General features: G+C 66.9%; 12 protein-coding genes. 8 read left to right on the top strand and 4 right to left on the bottom strand.

Annotation, left to right across the window (positions count from 1 at the left end):
- Positions 1-86 precede the first annotated feature (86 nt).
- The 3 genes from QHF83_RS12495 (at position 87) to QHF83_RS12485 (ending at position 3536) form a co-directional block, all read left to right on the top strand.
- Complete coding sequence (locus tag QHF83_RS12495; protein ID WP_282418021.1) at positions 87-1034, top strand: hypothetical protein; 948 nt, start codon at positions 87-89, stop codon at positions 1032-1034.
- Positions 1035-1422: 388 nt separating this feature from the next.
- Complete coding sequence (locus tag QHF83_RS12490; protein WP_282418020.1) at positions 1423-2334, top strand: PAS domain S-box protein; 912 nt, start codon at positions 1423-1425, stop codon at positions 2332-2334.
- Positions 2331-3536, top strand: coding sequence for a hypothetical protein (locus QHF83_RS12485; RefSeq protein WP_282418019.1), 1206 nt, complete (start codon positions 2331-2333; stop codon positions 3534-3536). The genes QHF83_RS12490 and QHF83_RS12485 overlap by 4 nt, the downstream gene beginning before the upstream one ends.
- Positions 3537-3650: 114 nt before the next feature.
- Here the strand turns inward: QHF83_RS12485 and QHF83_RS12480 are convergent, their stop codons facing one another.
- Entirely contained in the window at positions 3651-6902 is a 3252-nt protein-coding gene (locus tag QHF83_RS12480) for a UvrD-helicase domain-containing protein (RefSeq protein WP_282418018.1), read from the bottom strand.
- A gap of 305 nt (positions 6903-7207) precedes the next feature.
- Between QHF83_RS12480 and QHF83_RS12475 the strand changes: the two genes are divergently transcribed.
- The 3 genes from QHF83_RS12475 to QHF83_RS12465 are packed head-to-tail and all read left to right on the top strand — an operon-like array spanning position 7208 to position 9755.
- Positions 7208-8416, top strand: a complete 1209-nt coding sequence (locus QHF83_RS12475) for an MFS transporter (protein ID WP_282418017.1) — start codon at positions 7208-7210, stop codon at positions 8414-8416.
- A 21-nt stretch (positions 8417-8437) separates the two neighbouring features.
- Complete coding sequence (locus QHF83_RS12470; protein ID WP_282418016.1) at positions 8438-9334, top strand: hypothetical protein; 897 nt, start codon at positions 8438-8440, stop codon at positions 9332-9334.
- 31 nt (positions 9335-9365) lie between these two features.
- Positions 9366-9755: a hypothetical protein gene (locus QHF83_RS12465; protein WP_282418015.1), complete on the top strand. Its 390-nt coding sequence runs from the start codon at positions 9366-9368 to the stop codon at positions 9753-9755.
- Here QHF83_RS12465 and lnt read toward each other — a convergent pair.
- Genes lnt through QHF83_RS12450 form a run of 3 tightly spaced genes read right to left on the bottom strand, consistent with a single transcriptional unit; the run spans position 9661 to position 13314 of the window.
- Entirely contained in the window at positions 9661-11394 is a 1734-nt protein-coding gene (gene lnt, locus QHF83_RS12460) for an apolipoprotein N-acyltransferase (protein ID WP_282418014.1), read from the bottom strand. The two genes, QHF83_RS12465 and lnt, sit on opposite strands and share 95 nt — an antisense overlap.
- Complete coding sequence (locus QHF83_RS12455; protein ID WP_282418013.1) at positions 11391-12200, bottom strand: hypothetical protein; 810 nt, start codon at positions 12198-12200, stop codon at positions 11391-11393. Before QHF83_RS12455 ends, lnt begins: the two co-directional genes overlap by 4 nt.
- Positions 12201-12207: 7 nt before the next feature.
- Positions 12208-13314 (bottom strand): SGNH/GDSL hydrolase family protein, encoded by a 1107-nt coding sequence (locus tag QHF83_RS12450; protein ID WP_282418012.1) that lies wholly within the window; start codon positions 13312-13314, stop codon positions 12208-12210.
- Here QHF83_RS12450 and QHF83_RS12445 point away from each other — a divergent pair.
- A complete protein-coding gene (locus QHF83_RS12445; RefSeq protein ID WP_282418011.1) occupies positions 13313-13585 on the top strand; it encodes a hypothetical protein in 273 nt (90 codons plus the stop codon). The two genes, QHF83_RS12450 and QHF83_RS12445, sit on opposite strands and share 2 nt — an antisense overlap.
- 88 nt (positions 13586-13673) lie before the next feature.
- Complete coding sequence (locus QHF83_RS12440) at positions 13674-14345, top strand: DUF4230 domain-containing protein (RefSeq protein ID WP_282418010.1); 672 nt, start codon at positions 13674-13676, stop codon at positions 14343-14345.
- Position 14346 lies beyond the last annotated feature (1 nt).

Here is a 14346-nt window from a genome sequence, read left to right as displayed (position 1 = left end):
TTACAGATGTTCTTGACGGGACGGAACTCGATGTGCTTGTTTGCGACGCGCAGTACAGACGAACACATCAATTGGAGATGAGGAACTTGAAAACGACTTCCATTGCAGTCGGGTCGAGCCCGCGCGCGCTCGCTCTCGTCACTTCCGCATTGCTTCTGGGCGCGCTCACGGGTGGTTGCGTCGTCGGGTCGGAGGTCGGGTCGGAGGAGGAAACGCTCGGGGAGGCCCAGGAAGCGCTGACCGCTTACTCCTTCTTCACGGAGTCGAGCACGACGAACTTCAGCGGCACGACGATTCCGGCGAGCGTCGCCTTGCAGAGTTGCTTCCTCAGCGGCGTGGCAGGGAATCTCAATCGGGGCGACCGGTTCGGTGGCATTGCGAGTCTCCAGTCGGCGGCTGCGGTGAGAGCGACAAGCACGACATATACGCTCTTTGGGCACGGAGGCGCTTACACGAATCAGGTAAACGACCCCGTCGCCATCAATAACCTCGTAAAAGCCACTGCGACATGCTTCCCCATTGCCCCCAACGTTTCCGGGGGGGGGTGGGACAGTGACGATCCTCCCGTTTGGATCAACCATCCGGGTACCAGCCTGCGGCAATGCTTCCTCACCAGCCTGGTCGGCGTCGACGGTGCGTGGAACAGCGGCAGCAATTTCGCGCGCGTGGTCAAGGTAACGACGACGGACGCCACCCACCCGATCCCTGGATGGTATATCGAGGGCAACCTCCCTGACGCGGTCAACAGCTCGGATGCCCACATCTCGGCCGATTGCCTAGACTTCCCGGAGGGAACGGAGTTCGCCTCGGGCATGGTGTATTCCACCGAGGACGGGTCCACGACGGTGCCCATCGGGCTCGGCTTGGGCACGACCGTACGCATTGGCTGCGCCCTCACCGAGGTCCAGGGTGCGTTCAATGTGAACGACGCGACGGAAGGCGTCCTGATGTCGCCTCCCTCCGGCTGGGGTGCGGGGTCCTGGTCGATCACCGTCAAAGGCGCAAGGATTGCCAAGTGGGTATGCGCGAAGTGAGGCGCCGCCCGCTCGGGAATCGTAGGTAACTCTCCGGTCGATCAGGGCGCGCGCACCTCACTGCCGCGCCCTGGTCGACACGGCAGACGCCTCCCGGACCCCGTGGCCGCCCTTTGGGGCATTGCCGGAGCCGACCCACGCAGGACCCTTCTGCGTTGGCTCGTGGGGCTGTCCGTATCATGGAACACATAGCCGAGAGCGACGTGACAAGCATCACAGACGAAGACCCACAACGTCGACGAGATCGTCGTGTGGCGCGTGTTCCTCGCGTTAGGAAATTGCCCGACGCTTGACTCGCTCTTCCGTCCCGGGCGAGCTTTCCCCCCTGCATCGAGCTCCGCGCACCATCCTGCTGCTCGTCGCGCGAAGGAAGGCAGAGTCGTAAAGCATGGCCAGGCCCCCCACTCAACAACCGATTCCCATCGACGCGGATGTCGACTCGTTGCGTCAACGTGTTGCCGATCTGAAAAGAGAGATCGATGTACAGGCCGCAGAAGCCACGCTGGCCCGAGCGGACGCGCTGAGGTATCGCCGCTATTTCAACCTGGCTCAGGTGGGCATGGCGATAACTTCCCCCGACACCGGCTGGATCGAGTTCAATGGGCGGTTGTGCGAACAGCTCGGCTATTCACCGGAGGAGCTGAAGTCCACGACCTGGGTCTCCCTGACGCATCCCGAGGACGTCTCGCTCGACCTCGACTTATTTGGCAAGCTCGTCAAAGGCGACATTCCACGATATAGCCTCGACAAACGTTTCGTACGCAAAAACGGCAGCATCATGTACGGGAACATCCTCCTTCAGGGTGTTTACCGCCCCGACGGTTCGTTCGACCACCTCTTCGGTTTTCTGCACGACATCACCGAGCGCTGGGAGGCCGAGAAGGAGCGGTTGGCGCTCAAGCAGGAGATCATCGACGCGCAGAGGAAGGCGTTGCGCGATCTGTCGACCCCCTTGATCCCCGTCGCCGAGCACGTCCTCGTGATGCCGCTCGTGGGCATGATCGACAGTGTCCGCGCACAGGCGGTGCTCGAGGTATTGCTCGAAGGCGTCACGAAACACCAGGCAAGAATGACCATCCTCGATATCACCGGCGTGCAGGTCATGGATATCGAGGTCACGAATGCGATCATTCAGGCCGCCCAAGCCGTCAGCTTGCTGGGCGCGCAGGCGATCTTGACGGGTATCCAGCCGCGTATCGCCAAGACACTCGTGGACCTCCAGGCCGATCTGAGCACCGTCATGACCCTCAGCACCGTCCGAGAAGGTATTGCGTACGCCTTGGGGAAACTGAAAGCATGACGGTACTCTTCCAGGGGCTCGACGAGTGGTTCGACTACTCGACGACGAGCTGGCGAGCAGCGGGTGCCAACGACGAGCTCGACCCGCGCCACATCCCTACGATCCCGAACTCGTACAACAGCGAGACCTATCGATGGCTCGCCACGAGGTATCGTGACATTTACCTCGATCTTTACCGAGCCGTTCAGGCCGACGGGACGCTGATACGAACGCAGCCCGCTCATTTCACGCAAGAGTGGGCCAAGCACTTCGACCCGATCACGATCTGGAAGCAGGTCTGTCCGCTCTTCGTGTTCGGTCAGGCGCTCGGCGGTCTCGATACACGTCACCGAGACCTGGCCCGCGCCTACACGCTCGGTTACGGCGTCCCGGTGATGGCCATCGATCGGATGATGGACGCGCTGCCTGGGGCGCCCTCCACGAAGCACACGTGGCTCTTCGTCCTGGCATCCTACGCGCTGGGGCTCGAACAGTTCCAGAAGGTCGGCGCGCCGGCGGCAGCCGAGCGCTGCTTCCTGCGCCATACCCAGGAAATGTACCACTTTTTCTGGGGAGAAGAACGGGAGCGCTACCAATTGCCGAAGGCGGTCTCGGCGGCCACGCTCACGGAATATCTCGAAGGCGACAGTCGCCTCCTGTCGTCGATCTTCTTTCCCGTGACGATCGAGTGGGCATTCCTGCTCGCCGAGGGAACGTTGCCCCCCGAGTTCGCGCCAGCGCTCGTCGCTTTGAGGAGAATGCGCCAGCTCAATGACGAGGTGGTGGACGCCGACGAGGACATTCGTTACGGAATCGTCACGTTCCCCTACTTGCACGGCCTGGCTTCCCCCCAGGGCGCGCAGCTCGCCGAGAATGTCCTCACGACCTGGCAGCTCGATCGCGACGAGCCCAGCTCCCCGAAGATGGCCGAACTCGTCGCGCAGCGCCGCCTCCTCTTGCAGGAAGCCGGGAGCTTCGAAGCCGCCGCGCAGTTCTCGATGAGCTGCCTACGGACGGTCATGCAAGCTGTGATGCGTCGTCTCCCAGCAGAGGCCGCATTCGATGTCACCCTGCTGGTCAATCAACGCGTGTCGCATCTGTTCCGGCTGGCCCAACACGGTTGGAAGGAAATAGCCAGCGTCTATCAACCGGAGCCGTTCTCGCCATCGAGCAAGTCAGCCGTTCCCTTGCCGGTTCCCTGGGCGCGGACGGGTCCCCCGTGAATTCGAGGCCGCTGCGCTGGGGCGTTGCCCCAGGCCCCACCAGGGGCCAGCGCAAGCGCTGGACCCGGGGTCGATGAACTGCGCGATGCGCAGTTCATCGAACAGAGCCACTCGTCAGAACAACGTAAGCTGCTTCTTCCGAGGATCTGGGCCCTTTTTTGGCAGATCGGCCCTCTCCTCGGTAAGGAGCCGCTCCTCGATCTCGCGCAAGAACGGCGAAGCCTCCATCGCCACGGGTTTGCCGTGCCGCACTCGCTCACGCGCGTACGAAAGGAACAGGCGCTCTCTCGCGCGGGTCATGCCCACGTAGAAAAGCCTGCGCTCCTCGGCCACGTCGGCCTCGTCCTCGCGGCCTTTGAATCGTAATGGCAAGAGGCCGTCCTCGCAGCCCACGACGAGCACCACCCGAAACTCGAGGCCCTTCGAGGCGTGCAGCGTGAGCAGCGAGATCCGATCCGCCCGCGGATCCCAGGTATCCACCTCCACCTCGAGCGAAACCTCCAGCCGGAATCGCTCGGCGTCCTCGCCCGACCGCGCCGCAATCACGAGCAGCACCACGAGCGCCGCGTCGACGTCCGCCTCCCGGAACGACGGGGCCTCCGCGCCCTCCTGAGGCGTGCTCGAGGCCGCGTCCTCGGGCCCGAGCGGCGCCGCGATCTCCTCCCGCACGCGCGCCGCAGCGGCCTCCAGCGACGGCGCGAGCGGCGCGCCTTTCGCGTGCGTCGCGACGAACGACCGCACGATCGCCATGGCCGCCGCCCGCTCCAGCACCCGATCGTGCGTGCGCCGCTGGAATGGCATCCCCGAGCGGCGCAGCGCCTCGACGAGCGCCTGGGCCTGCGCGTCGGTGCGGTACAGGATGGCCATGTCGCCGAAGGCGTGGCTCCCCTCCCCTTCCGCGGATTCGACGCGGCCCGAATCCATCGAAAAGAGCGACGTCCCGCCGACGAGGCGCTCGATCACGTGCACGACCCACTCGGCCTCGGCGCGCTCGGTCCGCGCCTCGTGGATCACGATGCGGCTCCGATCCTCGATGAGCGGGCGAAGCACGCGCTCGCCCACCGTCGGCGAAGGCGCGATGACGCCGAGCGCGGCGTCCACGATCGTCCGCGTCGAGCGATAGTTTTTGCCGAGGCGCACCACGCTCGCCGCGGGATAATCCTCCCGGAATCGAAAGAAGAACGAGACATCCGAGCCGCGGAACCCGTAAATGGCCTGATCCGGATCGCCGATCGCGCAGACGTTCTGCGCCTCGCCCGCGAGGAGGAGCAGGAGGCGGTATTGCCGCTCATCCACGTCCTGAAACTCGTCGACCGAGACGTGCACGAACCGCTCGCGCAAGGCCGCGAGCACATCGGGGCGGGATTCGAGCAGCTCGACCGCGAGCGTGACGAGATCGTCGAAATCGACGAGGTTCCGCGCGGCGAGCCCCTCTTCGTACGCGGCAAAGGCGCGGTCGAGATCGGTCCCCGGGGCATACTCCTCCGGAAAACGTTGCAATGCCTCGGCCCGCCGCGCCACGCGCCGCTTCCACCGCGAGATCGCCGCGCAGAGCTGCGTCGCTTTGCGTTCGGTCACCGAGAGCGCCTCGGCGACGAGGCCGACCCGCTCGCGCTCCCCCGCAATGCCGATCTCCGCGCGGTCGCCATGATCACGCAGGATCAAGAGCCCGAGCGCGTGGAACGTCATGGCCGGCACGCGCGCCCCCGCGTCGCCGAGGAGCACCACGAGCCGCTCGCGCATCTCGTCGGCGGCGCGGCGCGTGAACGTGATCGCCAGGATCCGCTCGGGCGGGACGCCTTGATCCTGGACGAGGTGCGCAATGCGATGCGTGAGCGTGCGGGTCTTGCCCGTGCCCGGCCCCGCGACCACGAGCAGCGGCCCCCGCACGACCTCGGCCGCCGCGCGTTGATCGGGATCGAGGCCGTCGAGCAAGGACGGGGGCGTCTCCGGCGTCGCCTTCGACTCGACGCGCGACGCGAACAGCGTGACCTCCGGCTCCCCTTCCGTGGCTTTTGTCTTGCGACCGGGTTTGTCCGCAGAGCGTGCTTGTTTCTTCGGTGCCGGCGTGGGGCTCGGCTCGTCCTCGAAGAGGAGCGCGACCACGGGGCGGCGCTTGATCTCGTCCGGCGAAAAGAGCCGGATCGTCCCGTAGAGGCCGTCATACCCGGCCTCGCGAATCACGCGGCCCTCCCGCATCCGCGCGATCCCCTCCGAGAGGAGCGACGAACCCGCCCGCGTGATGTCTTCGAGCGGCGCCTCTTGCAGAATGAAGAGCTCCGGCCCGAGCCGGGAGAGCAGCCCCCGATAGCTCTGCTCCACCACCTGGCTCGACGGCCCCACGGACGAGAGCTCGGCGAGGACCTCCGGCAGCGGGACGACGCTGCGAAAATCGGGCGGGTGCTCCGGCCTGTATCCTTCGTCGCGGTCGGCGAGCGTCTCGACGCGATGGAGCACGCCCACCGTCACGGGCCGCCCGCAGGTCGGGCACATCTCGCCGCGGGCGAGCGTCTCCGAGGGCTCGAGGCGCACGCCGCACGCCCGGTGCCCGTCGAGGTGGTATTTGCCCTCCTCGGGGAAAAACTCCATCGTCCCGACGAACCCCTCGCCCGTCTCCAGGGCGCGGCGGAGCGAGAAATAATCGATCGGACCGTCGAAAACCGTGGTCTCGCGCCCGAGCTTCGGCGGCGAGTGCGCATCCGAGCTCGACACGAGGCGGTAGCGGTCGAGCCGGGAGAGCCGCCAGTTCATCGCCGGATCCGAGGACAAACCGGTCTCCAGGGCGAAGACGTGCGGGGCGAGATCCCCGTAACACTCCTCCACCGCATCGAACCCGGCCTTCGAGCCGAGCACGGAGAACCAGGGCGTCCAGATGTGCGCCGGCACGAGGTAACTCCCGGGGCTCGACGCGAGCACCATCTCGAGGAGGTGCCGCGAGTCGAGGCCGAGGATGGGTCGGCCGTCGGCGTTCAGGTTGCCCACACGGGCGAGTGCCGCGACGAACCGCTCGGCCGCCTCGAAATCGGGCACGTACACGAGGTGATGCACCTTCCGGACGCGCTCGCCCTTCTTGTAAATGGTCGAGATCTCGACCGAGAGCATGAACCGCACGGTCCCCCGGCAAGGCCCTTCGAGCCGCGCCGAAACGGCCTGCTCGACGTCGCTCTGCAGCCGAAAGAGCCCCGGCTCGGCCGGCACGAGCTGTCTCTTGAGCTCCGCCATCCAGGCCGGATGCGTGAAATCGCCCGTGCCGACGACCGTGATCCCCTTCCGCCTCGCCCACCAGGCGAGGTGAAACAGGTCACAATCCGAGCTCGTGGCGCGAGAGTATCGTGAATGGACGTGGAGGTCCGCGTGGTATCGCATGTTTGTCTTTCGGGAACCCCTACGCCGCACCTAGCCGAGATCCACGGCCTCGTCAAGCCATGTAGGTTCGAAATGGTTTGGCCCCCTGGAACCCCGGGTTTGGCGCCATGGAACCGGCGACGGCGGAGGTTTTACCGGAAGGACTGCCCCATCCAGGGATAGAGCCCGGCGAACACGGCGCTGATGCCGAGGGCCGTGAACTGCGAAGAGGCGTGCCCGAAGCCGCTCGCGGCCGATCGCGTGAGGGCCGTTTTTCGGCCGTTGTGAAAGGCTCGTTTCCCTGATACGCACGAAAGCGGGTCCGGATGAGCGACGATCGGTACCACCGCCGCCTCTTCGTGTTCCTCGGCGTGGCGAGCTTCTTCGAGGGGTTCGACACCTTCGCCCTCACCCAGCTCCTGCCCGCGATCCGCGCCGAAATGGGCCTCTCGCCGAGTGACGCCGGCTGGCTCGTCGGGGCCATCTGCGCCGGCTCGATCCTCTCCTACGGCCTCGTCCGGTACGCCGACCGCGCCGGGCGGCGCGGCGTCCTCGCCGTCACGATCCTCGGCTACGCCCTCTGCACCGCGCTCACCGCGCTCGCCCGCGGCCCGTTCACGTTCGCCGCCGCGCAGATCGCCGCGCGGTTTTTCCTGATCGCCGAGTGGGCCCTCTCCCTCGTCGTCGCCGCCGAGGAGTTCCCCGCCGATCGCCGCGGCCTCTACATCGGCGTCCTCAATGCGCTGACCGGCGTCGGCGCCATCGTCTGCGCGGGGATCACGCCCCTCGTGATCAACTCGCCCCTCGGCTGGCGCGGCATCTACGTGCTCGGCACGGCGCCGCTCTTCCTGCTCGCGGTCGCCCGCAGATCCTTGCGCGAGACGCGCCGCTTCACGGAGCAGGTCGAGGGCACGAGCCTCGCGAAGCGGCCGTTCACGCAGATCCTCTTGCCGCCGCACCGGAACCGGATGCTCCTGCTCGCGGTGATCTGGATGCTCACGTACGCGTGCACCACGAACGCGATCATGTTCTGGAAAGAACACGCGATGGGGGAGCGCGGGTACACGGAAGGGCGCGTGGGCCTTTACATCTCGATCGCCGCCGTCGCCGGGCTGCCGTTCGCATTCCTCGCCGCGAAGCTGCTCGACGTCATCGGCCGGCGCAGCGCCTCGCTCATCATTTACCTCTCGGTCGTGGCCGGCACGGCCGGCTGTTATCTCGCCGGAGCCCCTTCCCTCGTCCTGATCTCACTCGTGCTCGCGATGGGCGGCATCACCGCGACGGGCTCCGTGCTCGCCGCCTACAACGCGGAGCTTTTTCCCACCGAGCTGCGCAGTGACGCCTTCGGGTGGTCGAACCATCTCTTCGGCCGCACCGCGCAAGTCGTCACGCCCGTCCTCGTCGGGTACGCCGCCGAATCCGTGGGATGGGCCAAGGCCGTGTCTTCCACCGTCGTCTTCCCGGTGATCGCCCTCGCCCTGATCCTCCTCACATTGCCGGAGACGCGTGGTCGCGAGCTGGAGGATATCGCCTGAATCGCGTGCTATCGTGCACGCATGGCCGACGCGCCCGAATCCGCCGCGGAGACGAGCCCCCCCGGGCGAGAGGCATTCACCGTCCACGCCTACGGTCCGGCCACGCGGACATTGGCGGTGGCCCTCCGCCTCGCCGCCCTCCTCAACGTCCTCTACGTCGCCGCGCACATCGTCCGCGATATCGTGACCGGCACGAGGACCGCGCCGCCGATCGCCGTCGCTTTCGGCATCGCCCTTTTCTCCGGCGGCCCCCTCCTCCTCGCGCTGCTCCTCGGCCGAAACCACCGAGGCAAAGCCGAGGTCGGGCCCGCGCGGCTCGCGCTCACGCTCCGCCGCGAGCGATTCGAGATTCCTTTTGATGCCATCCAGGCCATCCGTCCGTGGCGCGTGCCGATCCCCGGTCCGGGCCTCCGGCTCGTCCTCGGCTCGAACCGCTCGTTCCAGCGCCGCCTCGTGCTCCACGATCCCGCGCGTTTGCTCGAAGCCCTGGGCGAAAATGTCCCCGCGGCAAAGTCCACGCTCGATCACCCGGCCATTCGTTTCGCCGACGCGCGGCGCGCGCTCGGGCGGCGGCGGTGGCCTTATTTCGTGGTGAAATACGGGCTCATCCCGCTCGGCCTCGCGATCGTCCTTTTTCGCCTGCACCAGTACATCGTGTATGGCGGCGCCTTCGGGCAATATCACCTCTTCGGCCTCGGACCGTACCTCGGCGCATTCCTCCTCCGATGGCTGGGCGTGCTCGGCGCGCTCGTCGTGTACGGGGGGCTCGTGCGGATCGTCGTGGAGGTGCTCGCGCTCGGGCTGGCGTACCTGCTCCCGCGCCGCGCCAAGGGGCTGCGGCGCGCCGCCGAGATCGTCGTGGACATCGCGTATTTCGTCCTGATCCCAGCGTACGTCCTCACGCATCTCCTCGCCTGATGCGGGAACCCCTGATACAATCGGGGGACACATGGCTGGAACGCTGGAGACGACATACCGCACGGCCTCTCCGGGGAGGCCGCATGGGCCCGAGGCCGAGGCCGAGGCTGCGTCGGAGCTCGCGCGGCGCGCCAAACGCCTGAACAAGCTCGTCATCGTGCCCTGCGTCGTCCTCGGGCTCGTGCTCGGCGTCGTGGCCTATTTCCTGCTGCGCAAGCTCCAGCTCGAGCTCTTCGGACGGCACATCCCGTGGATCACGGGCGCGCTCGGCTATGGGGGGCCGCTCGGCGGGTCGTTTCACCTCGCCGCGCGCGCGGCGGCGTTCTTCATGGCGCGGCGGCGGGGCCCGTGGCTCGAGGACGTCGCCGCTCGGTACGGCGTTCCGGTCGAGACGCTCGAGGATTACGCCGCCCTGCTCTGAACCACCACGCGTGCCCGAGGAGGAGCGCGGCGAGCGCGAGCAACGCAGGCGCGCGCAGGTGCCCGAACGTGATCATTGGCGTCACGATACGCGCGCCGCGCGGGACCTCGGCGGCGAGCGTCTCCTCCTCGTCGAAACGCGTCCGGGCGAGAATCTCCCCGTCGGCGGAGATGATCGCCGAAATGCCGGAGTTCGTGGCGCGCACCTGGGGCAGACGCGTCTCGATGCTGCGGAACGCGGCGGACACGAGGTGAAGCCTCGGGGCGCGACCGTCCGGGAACCACGAATCGTTCGAAAGCGTGACGATGAGATCCGCGCCCTTCTCCGCGGCCTCGGCGACGAACCCGGGGAAGAGGACGTCATAGCAGATGAGCGGCAGCGCCGTGACCTCGTCGTGCCCGGACGAACCCACCCGCACGACCTCCGGGCCCGGCCCTCGTTTCCAGTGCCCCGCCCAGGGCATCATGCTGCGCAGCGAGGGCGAATCGAGCATCGGCGGGACCCACTCGGTGAATGGAAAGAGCATGCGCTTGCGGTAGGAAGCGCGCTCGACCTTGCCATTCGCTTCGTTGGTCAAGAAAAACGCCGCGTTGTACTCGTCGTTCCCTTCGCTCTCGTAGGACCCAAACACGAGCGGGACGCCGGTTTTCGCCACGTAGGCGCCGATCTCCTCGTCGAAGGCCGCGCCCGCCTCGCTCTTCGGCGCGCCGAACGTCGTCGGATAGACGGTCTCGGGCCACACGAGGAGGTCGAGCGATTTCCGGTTGCGAATCGCGTCGGAGAGCTCGAAATGCGTGTCGAGGATCGTGCGGACGGTCTCGAAAGCGCCCTTTTCGGCGCGTAGCTTGTCGTAGTTCGTGATGTTCGCCTGGACAACCCCGACCGAGATCGCGGGCCTTGCATTCGCCTCGGCGAGCACCGCGCGCCGGGCTTGGCCATACCCCACGCCGGCGAGGACGGCGAGGCTCACGAGCGCCGCCGGCAGGGCCGGATGAGCCAATCCGCGGGCCTTGGGCGCACGCGCGAGGCGTACGATCGAGAGCGCGAGGCCCTCGTTCACGAGGAGCAAGACGAACGAGAGGCCGTGCGCGCCGACGATCTCGGCCCCCTGGCGCAACGACGCGGACGGGTGGAGGCCGAGCCCGATGGTATCGAAAAAAAGCTTGGGAAAAACGAGCTCGACGCCGACGTACGCCGCCGCGGCTGCGAACGCTGCCCGGAACGCGGGGTAGGGCCGATCGGCGCGCCGCACGGCGAGGCGCACGAGGGCAAACACCACGAACTGCGGTTCGAGCACGGGCGCGAGGAGCAAAAAGAGCGGCCAGACGAGGCTCGGCGAGGTGCCCGCGTACGAGGCGGCCGTTTCGGGGAACCAGGGGAAGACGAGCGCCACGAAAAAGACGCTCATCACGAGGCCGGCAAAAAGCGCGTCGCGACGGCGCTCGGCGCGCTCCAGCGTGAGGAGCCAGGGCACGAAGGCGACCAGACAGGCGAGGTACGACGAGCCCGCCGTGCGGCTGCAAACGCCGAATAGGTATGCCGAGGCGAATGCGCCGAGCGAGAGGGCGAGGAGCCGATCCCGGAGGCGCTTCGAGGTCCAGAATCGGCGCAGGCGCTTCGGGAGGGGGCGCGCGCTCATGGCTCTTCGTCCGCCGGTTTTTCCTCCTCGACGCCGGTTTGTCCGGGATCGGCATTCGAGGCGGGGCCGCGTTCGTCGCGGTCCGCGTAGGCGTCCGCCGGGACCTCCAGCGTGGCGAGGGGCAAACCTTCCGGAGCCATGTCCGGCGGGACGACACGATCGGGCGGAATCTCGATCACCTTCCCGTTCGCGTCGACGAGCTCGTAATCGGGGTGGTAGAGCAGAACGGGTTCGAGCATCCGGCCCTTGTCGGTCGCCTGGTAATGCCGCACGTACCCGGGCGGCAGCGGGAAATCGTCGGGGACGACGAGGCCTTGCTTGATACGTTTCGTCCCCGGCGCGGGGAATGCGTGAATGCCCGTCTTGTTCTTCGACGCGACCCCTGGATTCCCGGCGCCTTCCTCCGCGGCCCCAGCAGGGTCGTCAGAAGCGGAAGGTTCGTCCGGAACACCCTCGCCTTCCAGGTCGGAACCCTCAGCGCCGATCACGCGTGCATTCAGCGCGACGTCCGCCGCGGGGGCGGCTCGCGTGGCCAGGCGGAGCGTCGGCGCGCCCTTGGGACGCGCGGGCGCGCGGGCCTCCGTGGTTTGTCCGGGCTTCGCCGTCGCGCCCGGAGCTACCTCGGCCGGCGTCTCCGCTCGCCATTTCCACGACAGAAACGCGACGATCCCCGCCGCGACGAGGCCGAGCGCGATCGGCCCCATGGGAAGACCGCCCCGCCGGAGCTCGACGTGGACGACGCCGTCCCGGTCGACGGACCGTCGGACGGCTCCACGCGAGCGCTCGGCGGGGCGTCGGTTCGTCATGGATCGCTCAGGGCGCGAGCGGGTTGAAGAGCGAGTGCGCCCAGCCCGCGCGCTCGTGGCCGTAGCGGTTCCAGACCGGGTTCTTGCCGCCCACGATCTGCGCGCCCGAATACTCCGGCGCGCCCGAGCCGGAGCCCGTGCCGCCGAAGAGGCCGACGTAAAGGGTGCCGCCCGCGTACGAGGGATGCGTGTCGTCGGAGAGGATGTAGTCGAAGCTCGTCCCCGAGTTCTCGAAATGGCTGTTCGCGTCCCGGATCGTGCCGCGCAGCGTGCTCGTGATACGCGTCACGTAGGCATCCTCGGTTTCGCCCGGGATGTAGCGGAGCCCGTCCGAGTCGATTTTCCCATCGCCGTTGGAATCGTAATCGGCGCCCATGTACTCCGCGAACGCATCGACGCAGTCGAAGCCGTATTGCGCCGCGAGCTTGCATGCGCGGTAGTTGCTGCGCGCCAGGCGCGGGAACATGGCGGTTTGCTTGTTGACCTTCTGCCCCGCCGATGCGTCGGTGCAGCTCGACATGCCGTTGTCGGCGTCGTAGCCGGGGTAGTAGAGGTTCATGATCATCTTCTTCTTCGTCGCGGCGTTCGCGTTCGCGTTGATGAACTGCATCGCGAGCTCCTGGTACTTGGTACAGTTCGCGAGCGCCGTGTCGAGCACGCCGTAGTTACACGTCCCGGACTGGTCGGCGAAGCTGTCGCGCGCCTGCAAGAAGTCGTTGCCGCACATCTCGAACGTCACGACGCGCGTGTTCGCCGCCTGCATGTGCGATTTTTCGGCGACGATCTTGTTGTTGTAGATGTCGTCGGCCTTCGCGCCGGACTTCGTGCGCCTGATGACCTCGATGTCGCTGTTCCAGCTATTCGAGAGATATTCACCCTGAACCCAGGTGGCGGCGCGCTTGTCGACGTTCGACAAGCTCCCATTGTAGCCCGCGAAGATGGAGTCACCGTATGCGACGACGCGATATTTTGCCGTCGTGCCCGCTCGATCGATCGTCCACGAGCTGTTCTGCGTCAAAGTATTGGCCAGCGCTTCGCGGCCTCCCAGCAGGATGCCGAGCGAAAGAACGGCCTGACCGAGGCGGCGGGCCGCGGAATTTCCCAGGGTGTGCATGACATTCCTCTCCTTGTTGTTCGCCGGCGTCACGCTGGCGAGCCTTCCCGGTGCGCCACAGGCGGAACTTGCCGCCAGAGGCGAGGCGACCCTCGAAGAGGAGGCGATCCCCCACGCAAAACACGCGCAGGCGTCGCCCAACGATTCGCTCGTGAATCGAACAAGAAAGCCGAGGAGCGCCGGCGCGTGGACGCGGGAAACCACGGGCCGGATTCAATTGAAGAACGAAAATCGGGGATTGTCAACGCTCGAATTTCAATCGATTGCGTGAGGTTCCCATGGAACGTGGCGCGACCACTGCGTAGCTCCCGACGCATCCCCCAATGGAGCAGCCTCCCGTCGCTGCTACACTGTGCATCGTGCCCGATCCTTCCTCCGAGCGCTCGCCCCGTCCCCTGAAGCTTTTGGGTTCGCTCCTCGGCCCGTATCGGCTCCTCGCCTACCTCGTGGCAGCGACGCTCGCCGTCGCGCTCGTCGTGCTCGGGCCGAAGCTGCTCTTCCCGCCGCCGGATCACGTGATCACGGAGCGGCCCACGCCGTCCCTGCTCAACGCGATCCGCGAGGTGTCGCGGCTCGAGACGGCCGAGGTGCACGTGGAGAAGGTCGTCGACCTGACGGACCGACAAAGCGCGTTCTTCGGGCTCGTCGAGGCGAAAGACGCGCTGCTCCTCGTCGCCGTCGGGCGCGCTGTCGTCGGCGTGGATCTCGGCAAGATGCGGGAGCAAGACGTCTCGTTCGATCCGAAGACCGGCGTCGCGCGGATCGATCTGCCCGAGCCCGAGGTGATCTCCGCGATGCTCGACGAGGACGGGACGTACGTGTTCGCGCGATCGACGGATCTGCTCGCGAAGCGGAACGAGCAGCTCGAAGCGAGCGCGCGCCGGCAAGCCCAACGCGCGATCGAGGCCGCCGCGCGCACGCCCGACGTGATGCGCCGCGCGCGGGCGCAGGCCGAGAAGCAGCTCTCGGCGCTGGCGAAGGCGCTCGGCGCGAAACAGGTAGAGGTGCGGTTCCGATCCGGAGATCGGTGAT

It is taken from the genome of Polyangium sp. 15x6 (assembly GCF_029960785.1).
In the GTDB taxonomy this organism is placed as follows: Bacteria; Myxococcota_A; Polyangia; order Polyangiales; family Polyangiaceae; genus Polyangium.
Note: the sequence above shows the minus strand (reverse complement) of the source record. Positions and strands in the feature narration are given on the sequence as shown.

Excerpts from the sequence above, each read along its gene's own strand:
- QHF83_RS12455 (WP_282418013.1), bottom strand. The coding sequence starts at position 12,200 with ATGACGAACCGACGCCCCGCCGAGCGCTCGCGTGGAGCCGTCCGACGG.
- QHF83_RS12465 (WP_282418015.1), top strand. The coding sequence starts at position 9,366 with ATGGCTGGAACGCTGGAGACGACATACCGCACGGCCTCTCCGGGGAGG.
- lnt (WP_282418014.1), bottom strand. The coding sequence starts at position 11,394 with ATGAGCGCGCGCCCCCTCCCGAAGCGCCTGCGCCGATTCTGGACCTCG.
- QHF83_RS12480 (WP_282418018.1), bottom strand. The coding sequence starts at position 6,902 with ATGCGATACCACGCGGACCTCCACGTCCATTCACGATACTCTCGCGCC.
- QHF83_RS12485 (WP_282418019.1), top strand. The coding sequence starts at position 2,331 with ATGACGGTACTCTTCCAGGGGCTCGACGAGTGGTTCGACTACTCGACG.
- QHF83_RS12475 (WP_282418017.1), top strand. The coding sequence starts at position 7,208 with ATGAGCGACGATCGGTACCACCGCCGCCTCTTCGTGTTCCTCGGCGTG.
- QHF83_RS12450 (WP_282418012.1), bottom strand. The coding sequence starts at position 13,314 with ATGCACACCCTGGGAAATTCCGCGGCCCGCCGCCTCGGTCAGGCCGTT.
- QHF83_RS12445 (WP_282418011.1), top strand. The coding sequence starts at position 13,313 with ATGACATTCCTCTCCTTGTTGTTCGCCGGCGTCACGCTGGCGAGCCTT.
- QHF83_RS12490 (WP_282418020.1), top strand. The coding sequence starts at position 1,423 with ATGGCCAGGCCCCCCACTCAACAACCGATTCCCATCGACGCGGATGTC.
- QHF83_RS12470 (WP_282418016.1), top strand. The coding sequence starts at position 8,438 with ATGGCCGACGCGCCCGAATCCGCCGCGGAGACGAGCCCCCCCGGGCGA.